Origin of the sequence: Luteolibacter sp. AS25, assembly GCF_046736275.1 — a bacterium.
Taxonomy (GTDB): Bacteria; Verrucomicrobiota; Verrucomicrobiia; order Verrucomicrobiales; family Akkermansiaceae; genus Luteolibacter.
This window is the reverse complement of the sequence record NZ_CP151837.1, coordinates 156,956-173,463: the sequence shown is the minus strand read 5'-3', so window position 1 is coordinate 173,463 and position 16,508 is coordinate 156,956. Positions and strand designations below refer to the sequence as shown.

Below are 16,508 nucleotides of genomic sequence, written 5' to 3'. Positions count from 1 at the left end.
CTGAAATCATCCGAAATAGCGCGGCTCATTGCCAGCCTTCCACTTGATATTGCAGCCACTGCTCGGCAGCCCCTTTTTCGGGACATTCCCCGAGAGCATCACATCCACCGCCGAGCGTAAATCAACGCCAGTAGCCGTTCCCCGTCCCGGCCGTGTATCGTCAAACTGCCCCGAATACGAAAGCAGCCCCTCCGCATCAAAAAGATAGAAATCCGGAGTGCATGCAGCCCCGTATTGTTTTGCGATCATTTGCGTTTCATCCAGCAGATACGGGAAATCCCAGCCGTATTGTTTCTCGAAAACCTTCATCTCTTCCGGTCCATCCTGCGGATAATTCTTCAGATCGTTCGAATTGATCACCACCGTATTCACCCCCTTCACGGCCGCCTCTTTCGCCAGCTCCCCCAGCTCCTTCGCCAGATGGATCACGAACGGGCAATGATTGCACGCGAACACCACAATCGTCCCCTCCGGCCCCGCCACATCTCTCAGGGTAAACTTTTTCCCCCGCGCATCCGGCAATTCGAAACCCGGGGCACAATCCTGATATTTCAGTTCAAATGTAGATAAAACTTCAGCCATACCGCCATATAAATACGGAGATACCTATATTGCAACCCCACAACAAATCCCCCCCCGCGTCGCGCGCTACCTGGGCCACAGCAAGAACAAATACACCCCGTAGATACTCAAAAACACACAGCCCTCACCCCTTGAGATCGAACGCTTCGTAAACGCAAATGGCAGAAGTAAAATACTCAATCCCAACATGAATGCAGCATCACGGATCCCTATCCCGCCAACTTCAATTGGTTGAATTGATGCGGTAAGCCCCAGGATACAGAGGATATTGAATATGTTCGAGCCCACGATATTACCGATCGCCACATCGGACTCCTTCTTGAAAGCAGCTACCACACTCGTTGCCAACTCGGGAAGGCTAGTTCCCGCCGCCACTATGGTCAGCCCTATCACAGCCTCTGAGATCCCGAATTCACGCGCCATAACCACAGCTCCGCGAACAAAGAGATTCGATCCCAGAACGAGTATCCCCAAACCGGCAAAAATCAGCAGGATACACATCCAAACGCTAAACCCTGGCTCCACGACTCCCACCTCTTCACCCTGCCCCCGTGCAGCCCTGATAGAGAAAAATATGTATCCGCACAAGATCGTGAAAAGTCCCATCCCCACCAAACGGGACACCTCACCGTAGCTCACCAGACAGAATCCGAGAACCGAAACCAGAATCAAAAAAGGAATCTCACGCCGGATAAGATCCAGATGAACACTCGGAGGCCGGATCAACGCGGTTATGCCCAGAATCACCGCGATGTTGAAAATATTCGACCCCACCACATTCCCGATCGCTACATCCGCAGCCCCTTTGAAAGCTGCAGAAATACTAACCGTCAGCTCAGGAGCGCTCGTCCCGAAGGCCACAACCGTCAGCCCGATAATCAACGGAGGAATACCGAAATAGGCGGCCAAACGGGAACTCCCGCGAACCAGACTTTCAGCACCGAAATAGAGCAACAACACCCCAACAGCTATATAGATCACCTAGGTAATAGATAAATAAGAACAAGAGCCCGTAGCCTCCTTCATCGTAACCGATGATCTGGACCTACCGCGGAAATTGGTACTCCTACTTTCCGCCTTAGCAAGACATCAGCTTCATTTCTCCGATACTATTTTCACGCTACCTTGTCCGCGCATTTACAGTTTGAAAGCAACGTGAACAGGTGTAACCACTCTCCGTGCTCACCTCGGAAGAAAAAGCCCGCTACTCACGCCACCTCCTCATCCCGGAAATCGGCGAAACCGGCCAGCTGAAGCTGAAAAACGCCTCCGTCCTCCTGATCGGCACCGGCGGCCTCGGCTCACCCGCAGCCCTATACCTCGCCGCAGCTGGCGTAGGCAGACTCGGCCTCATAGATCCCGATACAGTCGATCTCTCCAACCTCCAGCGCCAGCTCCTCCACTCGGACGCCACCATCGGCCAGCCGAAACTCGAATCCGCCGCCGCCCGCCTCCGCGAGACAAATCCCCACCTCACACTCGATCTCCACCCCGTCCGCTTCACCCCGGAAAACGCCATCGAGATTGCCCGAGACTACGATATCATCCTCGACGGCTCCGATAATTTTCCCACCCGTTTCCTCGCGAACGACACAGCCTTTTTCCTGGAAAAACCTCTCATCTACGGCGCCATCCACCGCTTCGATGGCCAGATGACCGTCTTCGCTCCACACCTCGGCAGCCCCTGCTACCGCTGCCTGCTTCCTGAAATCCCGGCCCCCGGCGCCGTCCCCAACTGCGCGGAAGCCGGTGTCCTCGGCGTTCTCCCCGGCATCATCGGCTCCCTCCAGGCCATGGAAGCCATTAAAATCATCCTCGGCACCGGCCAGCCACCTCTGGGTAAAATTCTCATCTACGATGCTCTCCACACCTCATTCCGCTCCCTGAAACTTCCCCACGATCCCGCTTGCCGCCTCTGCGGGGAAAACCCCACCATCCACTCCGTAAACAATCCTGAAACCACCGCAGACCCCTCCTGCCAAATCACAGACCCCAATATGCAAACCATCACCGCAGCAGATCTCAAAGCCCGCCTCGACGCAAACGACCTCAACGCCATCCTCCTCGATGTTCGTGAAATCGATGAATACAACCTCGTCAACATCCCGCAGGCCAAGCTCGTCCCACTCCAGACCATTCCCACCTACGCGCCAAATCTCCCGAAGGACACGCAGATCATCATCCACTGCAAAGCCGGCATGCGCTCCGCGAAAGCCTGCGAATACCTCTCTTCTCTCGGCTACGAAAACGTGGTCAACGTGGAAGGCGGTATGGACGCCTTCCAAAAGCTTTGATCAAGCACTCCGCCAAGCGCCCTCCGAATTTCTCCACAAAACCATCATGAGACCTCTCCTCATCGTTGCCGCCATCGCCGCCTTTTCCTCCCTCGCTTACGCCAGCCCGGATGAGACACTTTCCGTCCTCAAGCCCGCGGAAATCAAAGCCCTGGCCACTGCTGAGGAAGGCCTGAAAGCAACTGTTGGAAATCACATCTCCTCACAGGAAAGTGATAGCGCGGCAAACGCGAAGGAAATGGAAGCACTGCTCGCCCTTCCCCGTCTCCCACTCGGTGATAGGTTGGCTCTTGCCGGGAAATGGAAAGTCCGCAGCCTTCAGGTCGGGAATCTCGGAGCCTACGTCTACCCGTTTTTCCCCTGTGAATTCCGGAAAGTAGGCAAAGATGGACTACTACTCCTCAAAGACTCCGGCTCACAGCGCCGCTCCGGCTTGGTAGCAGATGATGGTAAGGGCAATTTCGTCTTCATCGGCGGGAAATACTATTCCGATGAAGAACCCAAAGGCTATAGTGCCTCACAAGATGAGGGAACAAAGGTAGATACTGACCGTAACAGCTACGGCTACCTCTATAGGGTCGGGAAAAACCAGCTAATCCTCATCTTCGGAGAAACCACCTACGGGCGCGAAATGTACGAATTCAAGAGAGGCTCCTGATAGCGGGGGGTAGGTCATCACGGATCGTGGCCGGCGGATCGTCCGCTTCTGCAGCCACACCCTTCGCCATTTACTTTCTCCCGGTTTCCCTTTCCACTCGCGCTCATTCGAATCTTCCCGCCCTTCGGGGTGCATTCGTGATTCAAGCTCTCCTACTTCAACGAAGCTCAGAGTTTAAGATTTAAAGCAAACATCCGTGTCCACACTCCTTTCCGCCAACGAAATCCGCCTCGCCTACTCCTACCAAACCCTGCTCGATGGCGTCACACTCGCGGTAGCCACCGGTGAAAAAGTAGGCCTCGTAGGCCGCAACGGCTGCGGCAAATCCTCTCTTCTGAAAATCCTCACCGGGGAGCAACAACCTGACTCCGGGGAAATATCCATCCGCCGTGAAATCCGCACCGGCTACCTCCCACAGGAATTCGAGCTGGATCCGGAACTCTCCGTCCACGAAAACATCGCCGCAGGCGCCGCAGATATTGTCGAAGCCATCCACCGCTACGAGAATGGCGACGGCACCGAGACCGAGCTCCACGACTTCCTGGAATTCATCGACCACACAGACGGCTGGAACCTGGACTCCCGCATCGTTTCCCTCTCCAACGCACTCGGCACTCCTCCACTTGATTCCCCCACAGGCCCGCTCTCCGGAGGAGAAAAACGCCGCGTAGCACTCTGCCGCGCACTCGCCTGCCAGCCGGATCTACTCCTGCTCGATGAGCCTACCAACCACCTTGATGCGGAATCCATCCGTTGGCTGGAAGACGTCCTGAAAAACTTCGCCGGAGCCGTCATCTTCGTCACCCACGATCGCTACTTCCTCGATGTCATCGCCACCCGCATTATCGAAATCGATAACGGCAAAGCCTACTCCCACCCCGGGAACTACACCGCCTTCCTCGAGTCGAAAGCCATCCGCCAGCAAATCGCAGAGCAATCCGAACAAAAGCGTCAGAAATTCCTGAAATCAGAGCTGGAATGGGTGCGCTCCGGAGTCAAGGCACGGGGAACCAAACAACGCTCCCGCCTCGATGCATTCTACGAAGTCGAAGGCCAGGAAGGCCCGCCCGAGGAGCGCGAAATGGATCTCCTCCTCCCACCTGCCGCAGATCTCGGTAACATCGTCATCGAGCTGGAGCAGGCAGGTGTTAATGTCGGCACCGAAAAACTTCCCCGCTGGCTCTTCCGCCATCTTGATCTCTCCATCCGCCCCGGCACCTGCACCGGCATTGTCGGGAAAAACGGCGTCGGAAAATCCACCCTCCTCAAGCTCTGCCTCGATCAGCTCCAGCCCTCCGAAGGCTCCGCCGTCCTCGGGAAACGCGTCAAAGTCAACTATATCGACCAGAACCGCATGCAGCTCGATGGCACCGGCTCCCTCCTCGACGAGGTTTCCGATGGAAACGAGAAGGTCCAGTTCGGCACCGAAACGCTCGGCGCCCGCGCCTACCTCCGCCGCTTCCTCTTCAACAACGAACGCATCAACGAACGCGTCGACCTCCTTTCCGGTGGCGAACGCGCCCGCCTCATGCTCGCAAAAGTCCTCAAAACCGGCGGCAATCTCATCGTCCTCGATGAGCCCACCAATGACCTGGACCTCCCATCCCTCCGCATGCTCGAGGAAGCACTCTCCTCCTTCGGCGGATCCATCCTCTGCGTATCCCATGATCGCTACTTCCTCGACCGTATCTGTGATCAGATCATCGCCTTCGAGGACGATGGCATCCACGTCACCCCCGGAAACTACTCATACTATCTGGAAAAACGCCAAATCCGCGAAGCTACCATAAAATCCCAGGAAAAAGCCTACAAATCCCTCAAAGCCACAGCCGCCCCCACCAAACCCAAGGAAAAACCCCGCAAACTCTCCCAAAAAGAACGCGTCGAACTCGAAGGCATCGAAGACCTCATCTTCGCCGCCGAAGACAAAGTCTCTTCCATCGAGACCCGCATGAACGACCCCGAATTCCAGCTCAACAACTACGAGCAAATCCCCGCGGAAATGGAAAAACTAGAAGCCGCCCGCAAATCCGCTGCCGCCCTCTACACCCGCTGGGAAGAACTCCAAGCCATCGCCGACGCAAGCGCCTGATCCTCCGGGGCCCGGCCATACCCGCCCCTTTTTACTCGTCTTGGCCACCTGCATGCATGAGATTTCTATGAAATCCCATCATCATGCCTGTATCCCGAAAAAATCCCGTTTACCTTCATTTTCTAGCAACCGGATTCCTCATTGCCGGTGCCCTTGTTCTCACTTCGTGCGACGATAGATCGGCTCCTGTTTACGTATCAAAGGAGCGCCAACATCTCCAGCCGGCTGATAATGCGGAACAATGGCTGGAGCGCCTCAAACTTGATATCTCCCATGGAAGCACCTCCTCGGATTTCCTGACCACTCTCTATTCGGAGCTACCACCCATCGATCAGTGGCCCGGAATCGCCGAAAAAATCGAGATCATCGCCAACGATAAAAACCTGAACAAAGACCGTGACTTCCTTGAGAGCGGTAATCTCGCCAATAAATTGCGTATCTTCAGCGCCCTTCTCAAAGACGAAAATGCCGATACCGAGCCACTCGTCCGCACCATAATCAAAGATAGCGAAATCAGGGAATACAGATATGACGATGCTCTTTCCGCCATGCTGATTGCCAGCAAAGATCCCCAAGCCACCGTCGAATGGCTGCAGAAGAACAAACCCGAGCTTCTGACAGCGAAGGACGACCGTCACCAACGCGAAAAGGAAGAACCTGCCGATTGGCAGAAAGCCCTCGCGGAAAACCAGATCGATCAAGGTATCCAGCTTCTCCAGCAGGCAATTTCCCTTGAAGAAGACCACTCGGAAAAAGCCGATTTACTCCAGAAATTAATTGAGGTCGCAGTCGTTTTGGACCGTCTTCCCTTGGCAAAAAAAGCCACATCCGACCTGACCGTTATTCTCCTGAAGGAACTGGAAACGGAGCCCTACGTATCAAACTATCAATACGATCAGATCTTTAAAACCGCCGCCAGGCTGCAAGACTGGCAGAGCATCTTGGACACATTTGCTGAGATTCTCGCCAGCTCCGCGAAAAACAAGGATTCCCGCATTTACCATGACTTTGGCAAGCTGGATCAAATCCACTCCGCCTATCTCACAGCACTTTATAATTCGGGCGACACTGGAAAATTCGGTAAAGAAATACAGAATGCACAGAAGCTGGCTCTCAATGATCCGGAGGAATTTTTCTCGATGCTCGCCATCGCTCTTCCCGGTCAGCCACCTTTGGGAATACTTTTCGTGGATTTCCTGAAAGAAGCAGGTGACGAGCAACAGGCCTCCGCTTATCTCCAACATCTCCTCGCCAGAAACCCGGGCGTTGATGCCCTTTACGAGGCGCTTATCGAAAACGATCCTGCCCTAGGCAAACCATTCATAGAGTCCCTGCGCGTCTACGATCCATTCGAGGAGCGCCCACTCATCTGGCTGGCGGAGATCGCCCGTCGCGGTGGCGATCTCAAGCTCGCGGAGGAAACAATCCAACAGGCAATTGCTCTGGACCCATCCGATGGAGACCACGGGAAGGATTCGCGGATGTTCTGCTACGAGATCCTCGCAAGGATTCACAAAGACGCCGGCCGGGATGAGCTGGCTGCAAAATTCCGCTCTGTTGTTGAATCCATCCGCCAAGGCGAAGCTGCCGATGATTTCCTCCACGCCGGCCTCATCCGGGAAGCTACCGACCGCTATCGCAAAGCTCTCGGTAAATTCGAAGACGCCTACTGCCTCCAATCCCGCCTCGCCCTGACCCTGGCCCGCAATGGAAAATTCGACGAGGCCATCGTCCATTTCACCAAAGCATTCGAGCTCATGCCGATCAGCTTCGGCCCGCGCGAGAGCCACTGCTTCGGCTGCGAAGGCTTATTCAGCGATCCACGTGTGATCGAAATTGCCCTCCCGTTACTGGAAGCTTTCGAAAAAGAGCATCCGGATAACGCCCGTGCTCCATACCTACTAGGACTGGTTCTTTCCGAAAAAGACGATCCAGCACAGGCAATCCTGGCCTATCGCCGCGCCTTTGAACTAGATCCGGAATACTTCAACGCAGCCCAAAAATTGCTGACACTTCTGGAGAAAAATCCTGCCAAATTCGCGGAATCCCTGAAACTCCGCGACAGGATCTTTGAAATCGCCCCCTACACGGAAAAACTGGAGTATATATCCGGCCCGTCGCAGCTTCAATCCTATTGGCAACTCACTTCAGATTTCCCGGATTCTCCACTGGACCTCCCCCCGATTCCTTTCCAATCAGCAGAGAAGGAGGATAGGAAAGACCAGTATGTGGAAAGAAAAGATAACAGCTTCGGTTTCAACTGGGTCTCCGATGAGGAAATGGCCATCGACGGCTGGTCTCAGGAAGAACTCCGCCGCTCCAACAAATTCCTCAAGGCAATCGGAGAATTCGATTGAGCCGATAGCGAACTACCTCCTTCCGGAAGATGATTCCCGTATAATCAATTTTCCCTGCAGGGAAATCCGGTGCACAGGAGTATCCGGGTGCCTTATGCGGTGGATCATGGTTTCCGCGGCTACCCTCCCGATATCGTCGCAGGGCTGCTGGTAACTCGTAAGCGGCACTCCCAATAACGAGGCATGCTGCACATCGTCGAAACCACAGATCCTCACCTTTCCCGGAATATCCGCACCCAGATCTAGAAGACGCCGCAGAATCGGACCGGCCGTCGTATCATTCGCACAGATAATTCCATCCGCCCCGCTCTTGAAGATCTCTTCCGCGACCTGTCCCGGGTTCTCAGTGGAATCATTCACCGTAAGTAAATTGTTGGGCTGGCGGCCAAACTGATTAAGCGCCTCCCTGCACCCCATCCTCCGCAGCTGCACGGTCATCGCCGGATTACCCCGCGTAACGAAGACCAAACGCTCGCAGCCCTGCTCCAGCAAGTGTGTAGCTACCACGTAGCCTGCCTCAATATTGTCAATTCCGATCAAATCCAAGCCCGTCTGGCGCGGCCACCTGTAGATATCGCGGTCCAGCAACACCACATGGATCCCCTCGCTGGTGAATCGCCCGATTACCTCCTCATTGTATGCCTGCTGGTCTTCCGTATGCTCCACGGGAGCAAAAAACACCCCTCTTACCCGCGCCTGTATCAGCTGATCCGCCATCGAGTCACAGCGGCGCTTGATATCATCGGTAAATTCCAGCTCGGAAGGAATAATTACCCGCATACCCTCTACGCCAGCTCTCTCAGCTATCCTTTTGCTGATTGGATCGAAAATTTCCACTTTCGATAGCTGGGGAACCAACACACCGGCCAGCAGCGCATTCTTCCGTGGAGGCAGCACTTGGGTGCCGAACCCCGCCCGTCTCCGCACCAGCTTTTCATCGCTCAACATCTTCAGCGCTTTAGCGATGGTAGGCCTCGATGTCTTGTAAAACTCACACAATGCCGCCTCTGTAGGCAGTAAATCACCTGCCGTGTACTCCCTGCTGTGTATTTTTTGGAGAATTTCTTTGTGAATCTGTAAGTATCTTGGTCCTGAGTCACTCATGGCTTATTTGTAAGTGATTTGTATTGCCCTTTGAGCTCATTTGTAAAGACGCATATTTACATTTGGAAAAGCTTCCTGTATCAACATTCTACTCGTCTAACGACAAGCTCGAAAAACCCACTATGAGCAAACAGCATCTTATCACAGGAATTGGTGAAATTCTCTGGGACATCCTACCCGGCGGAAACCGTCTCGGTGGCGCTCCAGCGAACTTCGCCAGCCATTGCCGCCAGCTTGGAAATATCGCATTTCCTGTAGCAAGCGTGGGCACGGATATACTCGGATCCCAGGCCATCGCCGAACTGGAGGAAGCCGGAAATTCCACACAATACATCCAGAGAACCTCCTCCTATCCTACCGGGCGGGTCTTCGTCTCCCTCGATTCCCAGGGGAAACCCTGCTACTCGATCCTCGAGGAAGTCGCGTGGGACCACCTCGAGTTCACTCCCGAGCTCGAAGCGCTCGCCACAAAACTCGATGCCACCTGTTTCGGGGTGCTTGCCCAGCGCTCGGACAAGTCCAGGCAGACCATCCGCGAATTCCTACGCAGCATGCCGGCAAGCTCACTGAAGATTCTGGACGTGAATCTCCGCCAACCATTTTTCACGAAGGAGCTCGTCGAGGAATCCCTCCAGCTCGCCACCATCCTCAAGCTCAGTGATGAGGAACTCGTTCTCATCGGGAAATTCTTCAACCTTACCGGAGATGTCACAACCCAGCTCGGGGCATTGCTCTCCCTTTTCGATCTCGATCTCATCGCCTACACCCGCGGCTGCCAGGGAAGCTTGCTACTAAGTTCCCAGGAAATAAGCGAAACCACCGGTATAAGCACCACCATGGTCGATTCCGTGGGCGCCGGCGATTCCTTCACTGCCGCTCTCTGCACCGGCATTCTCAACGGCTGGTCACTTGGCCAAACCAACAAATTTGCCAATGAGGTAGCAGCGTTCGTCTGCTCAAGACAAGGCGCCACGCCACTACTCCCGGAAAACCTAACCCGGGAAAAAGCCGTCAGCTGATCGCTGATCGACCACTTTACGAAAACGAAAATTAGAATCCAAAAACACCAACAATGAAAAGAATACTACTAGGCTTAATAGCCATTACCGCCAGCTTCGCCATCGTTTCCTGCAATCGAGGAGGAGACAATGCCGAATTGAAAGTGGGCATGACCGTCCAGGATCTGAGCAACCCGGCTTGGTCCGGCTACTGCAAAGCCATCGAAAAAGAAGTCGAGGCCAATGGTGGCGATTTCAACTACGTCTCCTGCGAGAGCAACGTCTCCAAACAAATCGTCCAGATCGAGAACTTCATAGCTCGCGGCATGGACGTCATCATTGTTCATCCGGCTGATCCGGCTGGCATCGAGAACGTCTGCAGGGAAGCACGTGAAGCCGGGATTAAAATCATTTCCTGGGATGACGATATCGAAAACGCCGATACCCGTTGGCTCATCGATAACAAAAAGCTCGGCTACGAAATCGGCAAGCAAGCCGCAGCCTTCATCAAGGAAAAGCACAGCGGTAAAGCCGAAGTCGCCATTCTCAACTATCCCCAGCTTCCTGTCCTGCTCGCCCGCGGCAATGGCATCAAGGAAGCACTCACCGAGCTAGCTCCGAACGCTACAATCGTAGCCGCTACAAGTGCTATCAATCCGGACGAAGGCATCACTAAAATGGAAACCATCTTCCAATCAAACCCGAACGTGAAAGTGGTCTGCTGCATCGGCGGTGGTGGCTCAGTAGGTGCCAACGAAGCTGCGAAAGCCGCTGGGAAAATCGGAGACGATTTCGGAATCTTCGCAGTCGACGCCACACCACCTGAACTTCAGGCCATCAAGGACAACGAAGGCGTCAGAATGAGTGTGATCGTAACCGGCACCAATACAAAGATCGCCAAAGAAATGTTCGGCTTCATCGAAAAACTACTCGCCGGTGAAAAGGTCGAGGACCGCGTCTACCGCGAGCCAATCCCGGTCACCATCGACAACGTGGATGAATTCCTAGGCAAGTAACCACAATCCGAACTCCAAAAACCCATGTTCCTACAACTTAAAAACATCACCAAAACCTACCCGGGTGTGGTCGCTCTGGACAACGTCAGCCTCGATATCATCGAAGGTGAAGTCCACGCCCTCGTCGGCGAAAATGGCGCCGGTAAATCCACCTTGATCAAGACCTGCACCGGCGCGATCACTCCGGACCAAGGCACGATCGTGATTAAAGGGAAGGAATTCACGGGTCTGACTCCTATCACCTCCGCTGAAAACGGGGTTGGGGTCATCTATCAGGAGTTCAACCTGGTGGACCAACTCTCCGTCGCAGAAAACATCTTCCTTGGCCGCGCAATCCGCAAAGGCCTTGCGATCGATAGAAAAGCGATGGAGAGCGAAGCCGCTAAAATCTTCGAACAGTTCGATATTAATATCGATCCGAAGGAACTAGTCGGAAACCTCACTCTCGGCTTCCAGCAGCTTGTGGAAATCGCCAAGGCCATCTCCCAGAATGCGAGATTGCTGATCATGGACGAGCCCTCCGCTCCTCTCACTCATACGGAAGTGCATGCACTTTACGCTATGGTTGAAAAGCTCAAGGCAAACGGCGTCACCATCATTTACATCTCACACCGCATGGATGAGATCTTCAGGCTCTCCGACCGTGTAACGGTTTTGCGTGACGGCCAGATGATCAAAACCATGAACACCGCGGATACAAACCTGGACGATCTTGTGACGCTCATGGTTGGCCGCGAACTCAAGGAAACCTACCCGGCCCGCAAACACTGCATCACCGATGAAGTATTGCTGACCGTGGAGAATCTCTCCGGTGAAATCGTCAATGGTATCAATCTGGAAATCAAGCGGGGCGAAGTTCTCGGCCTGGCAGGACTCATCGGCTCCGGCCGCACGGAACTTGCGGAGCTACTCTTCGGCTACAAAATCAGAAAGACCGGTCGTGTGACACTGGAAGGAAAAGAGGTGAACCCACGCATTCCCAAGGACGCCATCGCCACAGGCATTGCTCTAGTCCCGGAAGACCGGAAAAAACTTGGAGCCCTGCTGGATTTCAGCATCAGGGAGAATATCAGCGTCTCTGTCCTTGAGAGGATCTCGAAATTTTTCACCGTCGATACAAAAGAGGAGAAGAAGATCGGAGAACACTACAAGCAATCGATCAATATCAAGACTCCCGATCTTAAGCAGAAGATCAAAAACCTCAGCGGAGGTAATCAACAGAAAGTCATCATCGCCAAGTGGCTGGCCACACATCCCGAGCTCGTCATCTTCGATGAACCAACACGCGGCATCGATGTCGGCGCAAAATCCGAAATCTACGCGCTGGTAAACAGCCTCGTGGAATCCGGAAAAGCAGTCCTTATGATCTCCTCTGAAATGGAGGAAGTCATGGGAATGTCAGACCGCATCCTCGTCCTCCATCAGGGAAAAATCACCGGAGAACTTCTACGGAAAGACTTCAACCAGGAAACCATCATGGGATTTGCCTCCCAAAACTAACTCTCACTAAAAAACCACCATGACCAAACCCACAGCTCTAAACCGCGCAGGATCCAACTTCACCGAATTCGCGAAGACATTCGGCATCTATCTCGTTCTATTACTGTTAATTGTAATCTTCAGCATCGCCTCGGAGAATTTCCTCAATAGCAACAACCTCCTGAATGTAGCCCGCCAGGTATCCATGATGGGGATCGCCGCCGTCGGCTTCTCCTTCGTGCTACTGCTAGGTGGAATCGATCTTTCCATCGGCTCTGTTATCACTTTGGTAAACATCGTGGCAGCCTACCTTATGGTGAATTCCGGCCTGCATCCCGCACTTGCCGTCCTCGCAGCTCTGGTTCTCTCCAGTGCCATCGGTTTCACCAACGGATGGATCATAGCGAACCTCAAGATGCCCTCCATCATCGTGACACTTGCCATGTTGATCATCATCGAGGGCGCCGCGTATATCATTTCCGGAGGCCTGCCGATCTACGGCTTTTCGAAAGGCTTCTCGGTCATCGGCCAAGGCTACGTCGGTCCCATCCCCATTCCCGTCATCATCATGCTCGTGGTCATGGCCATCGGTGGATACATCCTCAGGAAAACATTCTTCGGCCGCTACTTCTACGCGGTCGGTGGCAATGAAGAGGCAGCCAAGCTCTCCGGTATCGATGTAAAAAAGGTTAAATACCTCGTCTACACCCTTTCCGGATTCTTCGCCGGTGTCGCCGGTGTGGTGATTCTCTCCCGGACAAACTCCGGACAGGTCATTTCCGGAAAAGGCTTCGAGTTCGATGTCCTCACAGCCTGTGTTCTCGGCGGAGTCAGTGTCGCCGGTGGTGTAGGTAAAATTTCAAACGTCCTCGCAGGTGTCCTCATCCTCGGGGTTCTCAGCAACGGACTCGTCCTGCTGGATGTCAGCCAATATGTGCAAATGGTTATCAAAGGCTCCGTCCTGCTTCTAGCCGTCGGCCTCGATTCCTTCCAGAACCGCAAGACCCTCTAATTCAAAAAATCCAAGGATCATGAAAACTCTCACTCTCCTAAATCAACAGAATCTAGCAAGTCTACCGGCGCAAATCCTGCGCCCGACCTACGACCGCAGCGAGCTCAAGGCAGGCATCGTCCACATCGGCGTAGGTGGATTCCATCGCTCCCACGAAGCATACTACACGGATGAACTTCTGGAAAAAACCGGAACCAAAGACTGGGGTATTTGCGGCATCGGCCTTCGCTCGGCAGACGGCAAGATCGCAAAGGTTCTGGAACGTCAGGACTACCTCTACACCCTGATCATCAAGCACCCGGACGGCAAAATCGAAAACCGTGTCATCGGCTCGATCATCGATTTCATCCTAGCTTGTGATGACCCGGAAGTAGCCACCGACCGCATGGCAGCGGAAACCACGAAAATCGTCTCACTCACCATCACCGAGGGCGGCTACAACTTCAATGCCTCCGGTGAATTCGATTTCAAAAATCCCGAGGTGAAGCACGACCTGGCAAATCCCGGAAAACCGAAGATGATCTTCGGCTACCTGACCGAGGCCCTGAGGAAACGCCGTGACGCCGGCCTACCCGGATTCACCATCCAGTCCTGCGATAACATCCAGCACAATGGCGATATGACGCGCAAGATGCTGCTGGCCTTCGCTAGAAGACAAGACCCTGTGCTCGCCGGATGGATCGCTCAAAATGTTACTTTCCCGAATGCAATGGTCGATCGTATCACGCCCATCACCACGCCCTCGGATGTTCAGTTGCTGGAAGACGAATTCGGGATGAAGGACGAATGGCCGGTTACCTGCGAGCCGTTCTGCCAGTGGGTTATCGAAGATGATTTCTGCAATGGCAGACCACACTGGGAGGAAGTTGGCGCCCAATTTGTGCCGGACGTCACTCCTTATGAAACCATGAAGATCCGGCTGCTCAATGCCGGCCATTCAGTGCTCGGCCTACTCGGTGCCATCCATGGCCACGAGACAATCGACGGCTGTGTGAACGATCTCCTGTTCGCCACCTATCTCCGCCGCTTCATGGATGTGGAGGTCACCCCAGTTCTCGATCCCGTGGACGGCATCGATATCGAGGAATACAAAGACTCCCTTCTCGCCCGGTTCGCCAACCCGAATATCAAGGACGCGCTTTCACGGATCTGTCTCGAAAGCTCTTCGAAGCTACCCAAGTTCCTCATCTCCACCATCAATGAGAACATAGAGCGCAAAGGCAGCACCGAGCTCGCCGCTCTCGTCATTGCCGCCTGGTGCTACTACTCGGACAAAGGCACCGACAAGAACGGCAAAAAGCTCGAGGTCGTGGACGAGATGAAAGCCGAGCTCCATAAGGCAGCTGCGGAAACATCCCGCGACAAACTCTCATTCCTGAGAATCAAACCCATCTTCGGTGATCTCGCAAAACAGAAGGGCTTTACGGACGAATACATCCATATGGTCGATTCTCTCTACGAAAACCCGGATATAGCCCGCCTCATGCAGGCACTTCTCTTCGGCTGGGAATAACCCCCGCAAACCGAAGGAAAACGATCCACATACGCCTGTGAAATCAGGCGTAGCGCACCCCCTGTGCCCTATAACCAAAATAAGCACTCAAATTTCCCACGAAATAAAAAACGAAAATGAAAACCAAAATACTAGCAACAGCACTAGCCTCCGCCGGAGTTATCTCCGCAAACGGCCAAGAGATCGATCCATCAACCCAGCCGCCGGCGAACTCCGCCCTAGTCACTGCGAACACGATTGATGACAATGCTTTCAACGCGGGTGACTACCTCACCGGTGATTGGGGTGGACTCCGCACCGACATGATCGATAGCGGAATCACACCGTTTCTCTATTATGATTCCATTTTTGCAGGCAACGTTTCCGGCGGAATTAACAGAGAAAACGACTACACCGCCCAAGTCTATGGAGGAATGATCTTCGATATGGAGAAACTGGCCGGCTGGGACGGCGTTACCGCGAAACTCTCCTTCATCAACCGCCACGGCTCCTCAATCAGCCAATCAGTCGGTGGAATTTACGATCCGATGACGATCAACGGCGGCCAGACAACCTGGCTCTACGATGCATGGGTTGAAAAAAACTGGAACGACGTATTTGCCCTGAAGGCAGGCCGCTTTTCCTCGGACCAGGACTTCGCGAATTCCGATCTCTATCGTTACTCACTGAGCACCTCGATCAACGGCCCAATCCGCGCCCTCCTACTGGACGGAGCGAGTTTCACATTCCCGTTCGCCACTTGGGGCGCACGGGCAAAGTGGTCGCCGTCCGAGGAACACCAGTTCCAGGCCGGTGTATTCCAGCTTCATGACCGTCTGTATGACGCTGGAGCCCATGGGATGGACTTCGACATTAATGGAGATGATGGCGTGGCCATTATGCTTCAATACGATTGGAACTCCGAGCTCTTCGGCAGGAAGACCCACGCCTATGTAGGTCTGAACCAAGCCCTCGGCTATGACCTCGCCAGACTCGATGGAACCGGAACAGAAGATAGCCTGACCCGCTTCTACGGCCACATCGACATGGAGGTGACCGATCAGCTTCAGCTCTTCACATTCTTCACCTACTCCGCGGATAAAGAAGTAGCCTTCACACCTATCCAGGCGAGCTTCGGAGCGAACTACACCGGACTGATTCCATGCCGTCCGGATGATCGCACCCTCTTCTTCTTCACTTACGGTGACATCAGCGATCAAGTCCAAGTGGCCGCAGGTGCAAGCAGACCGGACTATGAAATCGTGTATGAGGTAGGTCACAGGATCCAGCTCACACCTTCTGCCTACATTCAGCCATCCGTGCAATACATCCAGAATCCGGGTGGCACTGGTGATATCGATGATGCCGTCGTAATCGGCGCATGGGCCGGTCTTACTTTCTAAAGTTCTCTAACTATAAACGAG

At 54.0% G+C, this 16,508-nt stretch carries 13 protein-coding genes; 10 read left to right on the top strand and 3 right to left on the bottom strand.

What is annotated here, in order from left to right:
* Nucleotides 1-6: 6 nt before the first annotated feature.
* Nucleotides 7-582, bottom strand: a complete 576-nt coding sequence (locus AAGA79_RS00780; RefSeq protein WP_411826876.1) for a thioredoxin family protein — start codon at nt 580-582, stop codon at nt 7-9.
* Between the two features lie 66 nt (nt 583-648).
* Nucleotides 649-1,563 (bottom strand): calcium/sodium antiporter, encoded by a 915-nt coding sequence (locus tag AAGA79_RS00775; protein WP_411826875.1) that lies wholly within the window; start codon nt 1,561-1,563, stop codon nt 649-651.
* Nucleotides 1,564-1,760: 197 nt separating this feature from the next.
* Here AAGA79_RS00775 and moeB point away from each other — a divergent pair, with 197 nt between their 5' ends.
* From moeB to AAGA79_RS00755, 4 genes are all read left to right on the top strand, one after another.
* Complete coding sequence (gene moeB / locus AAGA79_RS00770) at nt 1,761-2,876, top strand: molybdopterin-synthase adenylyltransferase MoeB (RefSeq protein WP_411826874.1); 1,116 nt, start codon at nt 1,761-1,763, stop codon at nt 2,874-2,876.
* 46 nt (nt 2,877-2,922) lie between these two features.
* Nucleotides 2,923-3,534, top strand: coding sequence for a DUF4893 domain-containing protein (locus AAGA79_RS00765; protein WP_411826873.1), 612 nt, complete (start codon nt 2,923-2,925; stop codon nt 3,532-3,534).
* 196 nt (nt 3,535-3,730) lie between these two features.
* Nucleotides 3,731-5,626, top strand: coding sequence for an ABC-F family ATP-binding cassette domain-containing protein (locus AAGA79_RS00760; RefSeq protein WP_411826872.1), 1,896 nt, complete (start codon nt 3,731-3,733; stop codon nt 5,624-5,626).
* 83 nt (nt 5,627-5,709) lie between these two features.
* Nucleotides 5,710-7,983 carry a tetratricopeptide repeat protein gene (locus AAGA79_RS00755; RefSeq protein WP_411826871.1) on the top strand — a complete coding sequence of 758 codons (2,274 nt, stop codon included), beginning with the start codon at nt 5,710-5,712 and terminating at the stop codon, nt 7,981-7,983.
* Nucleotides 7,984-7,995: 12 nt separating this feature from the next.
* Here the strand turns inward: AAGA79_RS00755 and AAGA79_RS00750 are convergent, their stop codons facing one another.
* Complete coding sequence (locus tag AAGA79_RS00750; protein ID WP_411826870.1) at nt 7,996-9,087, bottom strand: GntR family transcriptional regulator; 1,092 nt, start codon at nt 9,085-9,087, stop codon at nt 7,996-7,998.
* A gap of 122 nt (nt 9,088-9,209) precedes the next feature.
* On the opposite strand from AAGA79_RS00750, the gene AAGA79_RS00745 reads away from it, so the two are divergent.
* The 6 genes from AAGA79_RS00745 to AAGA79_RS00720 all read left to right on the top strand — a co-directional run bounded on the left by AAGA79_RS00745 (nt 9,210) and on the right by AAGA79_RS00720 (nt 16,487).
* The gene (locus AAGA79_RS00745) at nt 9,210-10,106 is read left to right on the top strand and encodes a carbohydrate kinase family protein (protein ID WP_411826869.1); all 897 of its coding nucleotides are present in this window, start codon (nt 9,210-9,212) and stop codon (nt 10,104-10,106) included.
* Nucleotides 10,107-10,159: 53 nt separating this feature from the next.
* Nucleotides 10,160-11,101 carry a sugar ABC transporter substrate-binding protein gene (locus AAGA79_RS00740; RefSeq protein WP_411826868.1) on the top strand — a complete coding sequence of 314 codons (942 nt, stop codon included), beginning with the start codon at nt 10,160-10,162 and terminating at the stop codon, nt 11,099-11,101.
* Between the two features lie 24 nt (nt 11,102-11,125).
* A complete protein-coding gene (locus AAGA79_RS00735; RefSeq protein ID WP_411826867.1) occupies nt 11,126-12,601 on the top strand; it encodes a sugar ABC transporter ATP-binding protein in 1,476 nt (491 codons plus the stop codon).
* A 19-nt stretch (nt 12,602-12,620) separates the two neighbouring features.
* The gene (locus tag AAGA79_RS00730) at nt 12,621-13,592 is read left to right on the top strand and encodes an ABC transporter permease (RefSeq protein ID WP_411826866.1); all 972 of its coding nucleotides are present in this window, start codon (nt 12,621-12,623) and stop codon (nt 13,590-13,592) included.
* A gap of 19 nt (nt 13,593-13,611) precedes the next feature.
* Nucleotides 13,612-15,105 (top strand): mannitol dehydrogenase family protein, encoded by a 1,494-nt coding sequence (locus AAGA79_RS00725; protein ID WP_411826865.1) that lies wholly within the window; start codon nt 13,612-13,614, stop codon nt 15,103-15,105.
* A 116-nt stretch (nt 15,106-15,221) separates the two neighbouring features.
* A complete protein-coding gene (locus AAGA79_RS00720; protein WP_411826864.1) occupies nt 15,222-16,487 on the top strand; it encodes a carbohydrate porin in 1,266 nt (421 codons plus the stop codon).
* Nucleotides 16,488-16,508: the final 21 nt, after the last annotated feature.

Coding starts and splice junctions, on each gene's coding strand:
- AAGA79_RS00730 (WP_411826866.1), top strand. CDS start 12,621: ATGACCAAACCCACAGCTCTAAACCGCGCAGGATCCAACTTCACCGAA.
- AAGA79_RS00750 (WP_411826870.1), bottom strand. CDS start 9,087: ATGAGTGACTCAGGACCAAGATACTTACAGATTCACAAAGAAATTCTC.
- AAGA79_RS00765 (WP_411826873.1), top strand. CDS start 2,923: ATGAGACCTCTCCTCATCGTTGCCGCCATCGCCGCCTTTTCCTCCCTC.
- AAGA79_RS00720 (WP_411826864.1), top strand. CDS start 15,222: ATGAAAACCAAAATACTAGCAACAGCACTAGCCTCCGCCGGAGTTATC.
- AAGA79_RS00745 (WP_411826869.1), top strand. CDS start 9,210: ATGAGCAAACAGCATCTTATCACAGGAATTGGTGAAATTCTCTGGGAC.
- AAGA79_RS00735 (WP_411826867.1), top strand. CDS start 11,126: ATGTTCCTACAACTTAAAAACATCACCAAAACCTACCCGGGTGTGGTC.
- AAGA79_RS00755 (WP_411826871.1), top strand. CDS start 5,710: ATGCCTGTATCCCGAAAAAATCCCGTTTACCTTCATTTTCTAGCAACC.
- AAGA79_RS00725 (WP_411826865.1), top strand. CDS start 13,612: ATGAAAACTCTCACTCTCCTAAATCAACAGAATCTAGCAAGTCTACCG.
- AAGA79_RS00780 (WP_411826876.1), bottom strand. CDS start 582: ATGGCTGAAGTTTTATCTACATTTGAACTGAAATATCAGGATTGTGCC.
- AAGA79_RS00740 (WP_411826868.1), top strand. CDS start 10,160: ATGAAAAGAATACTACTAGGCTTAATAGCCATTACCGCCAGCTTCGCC.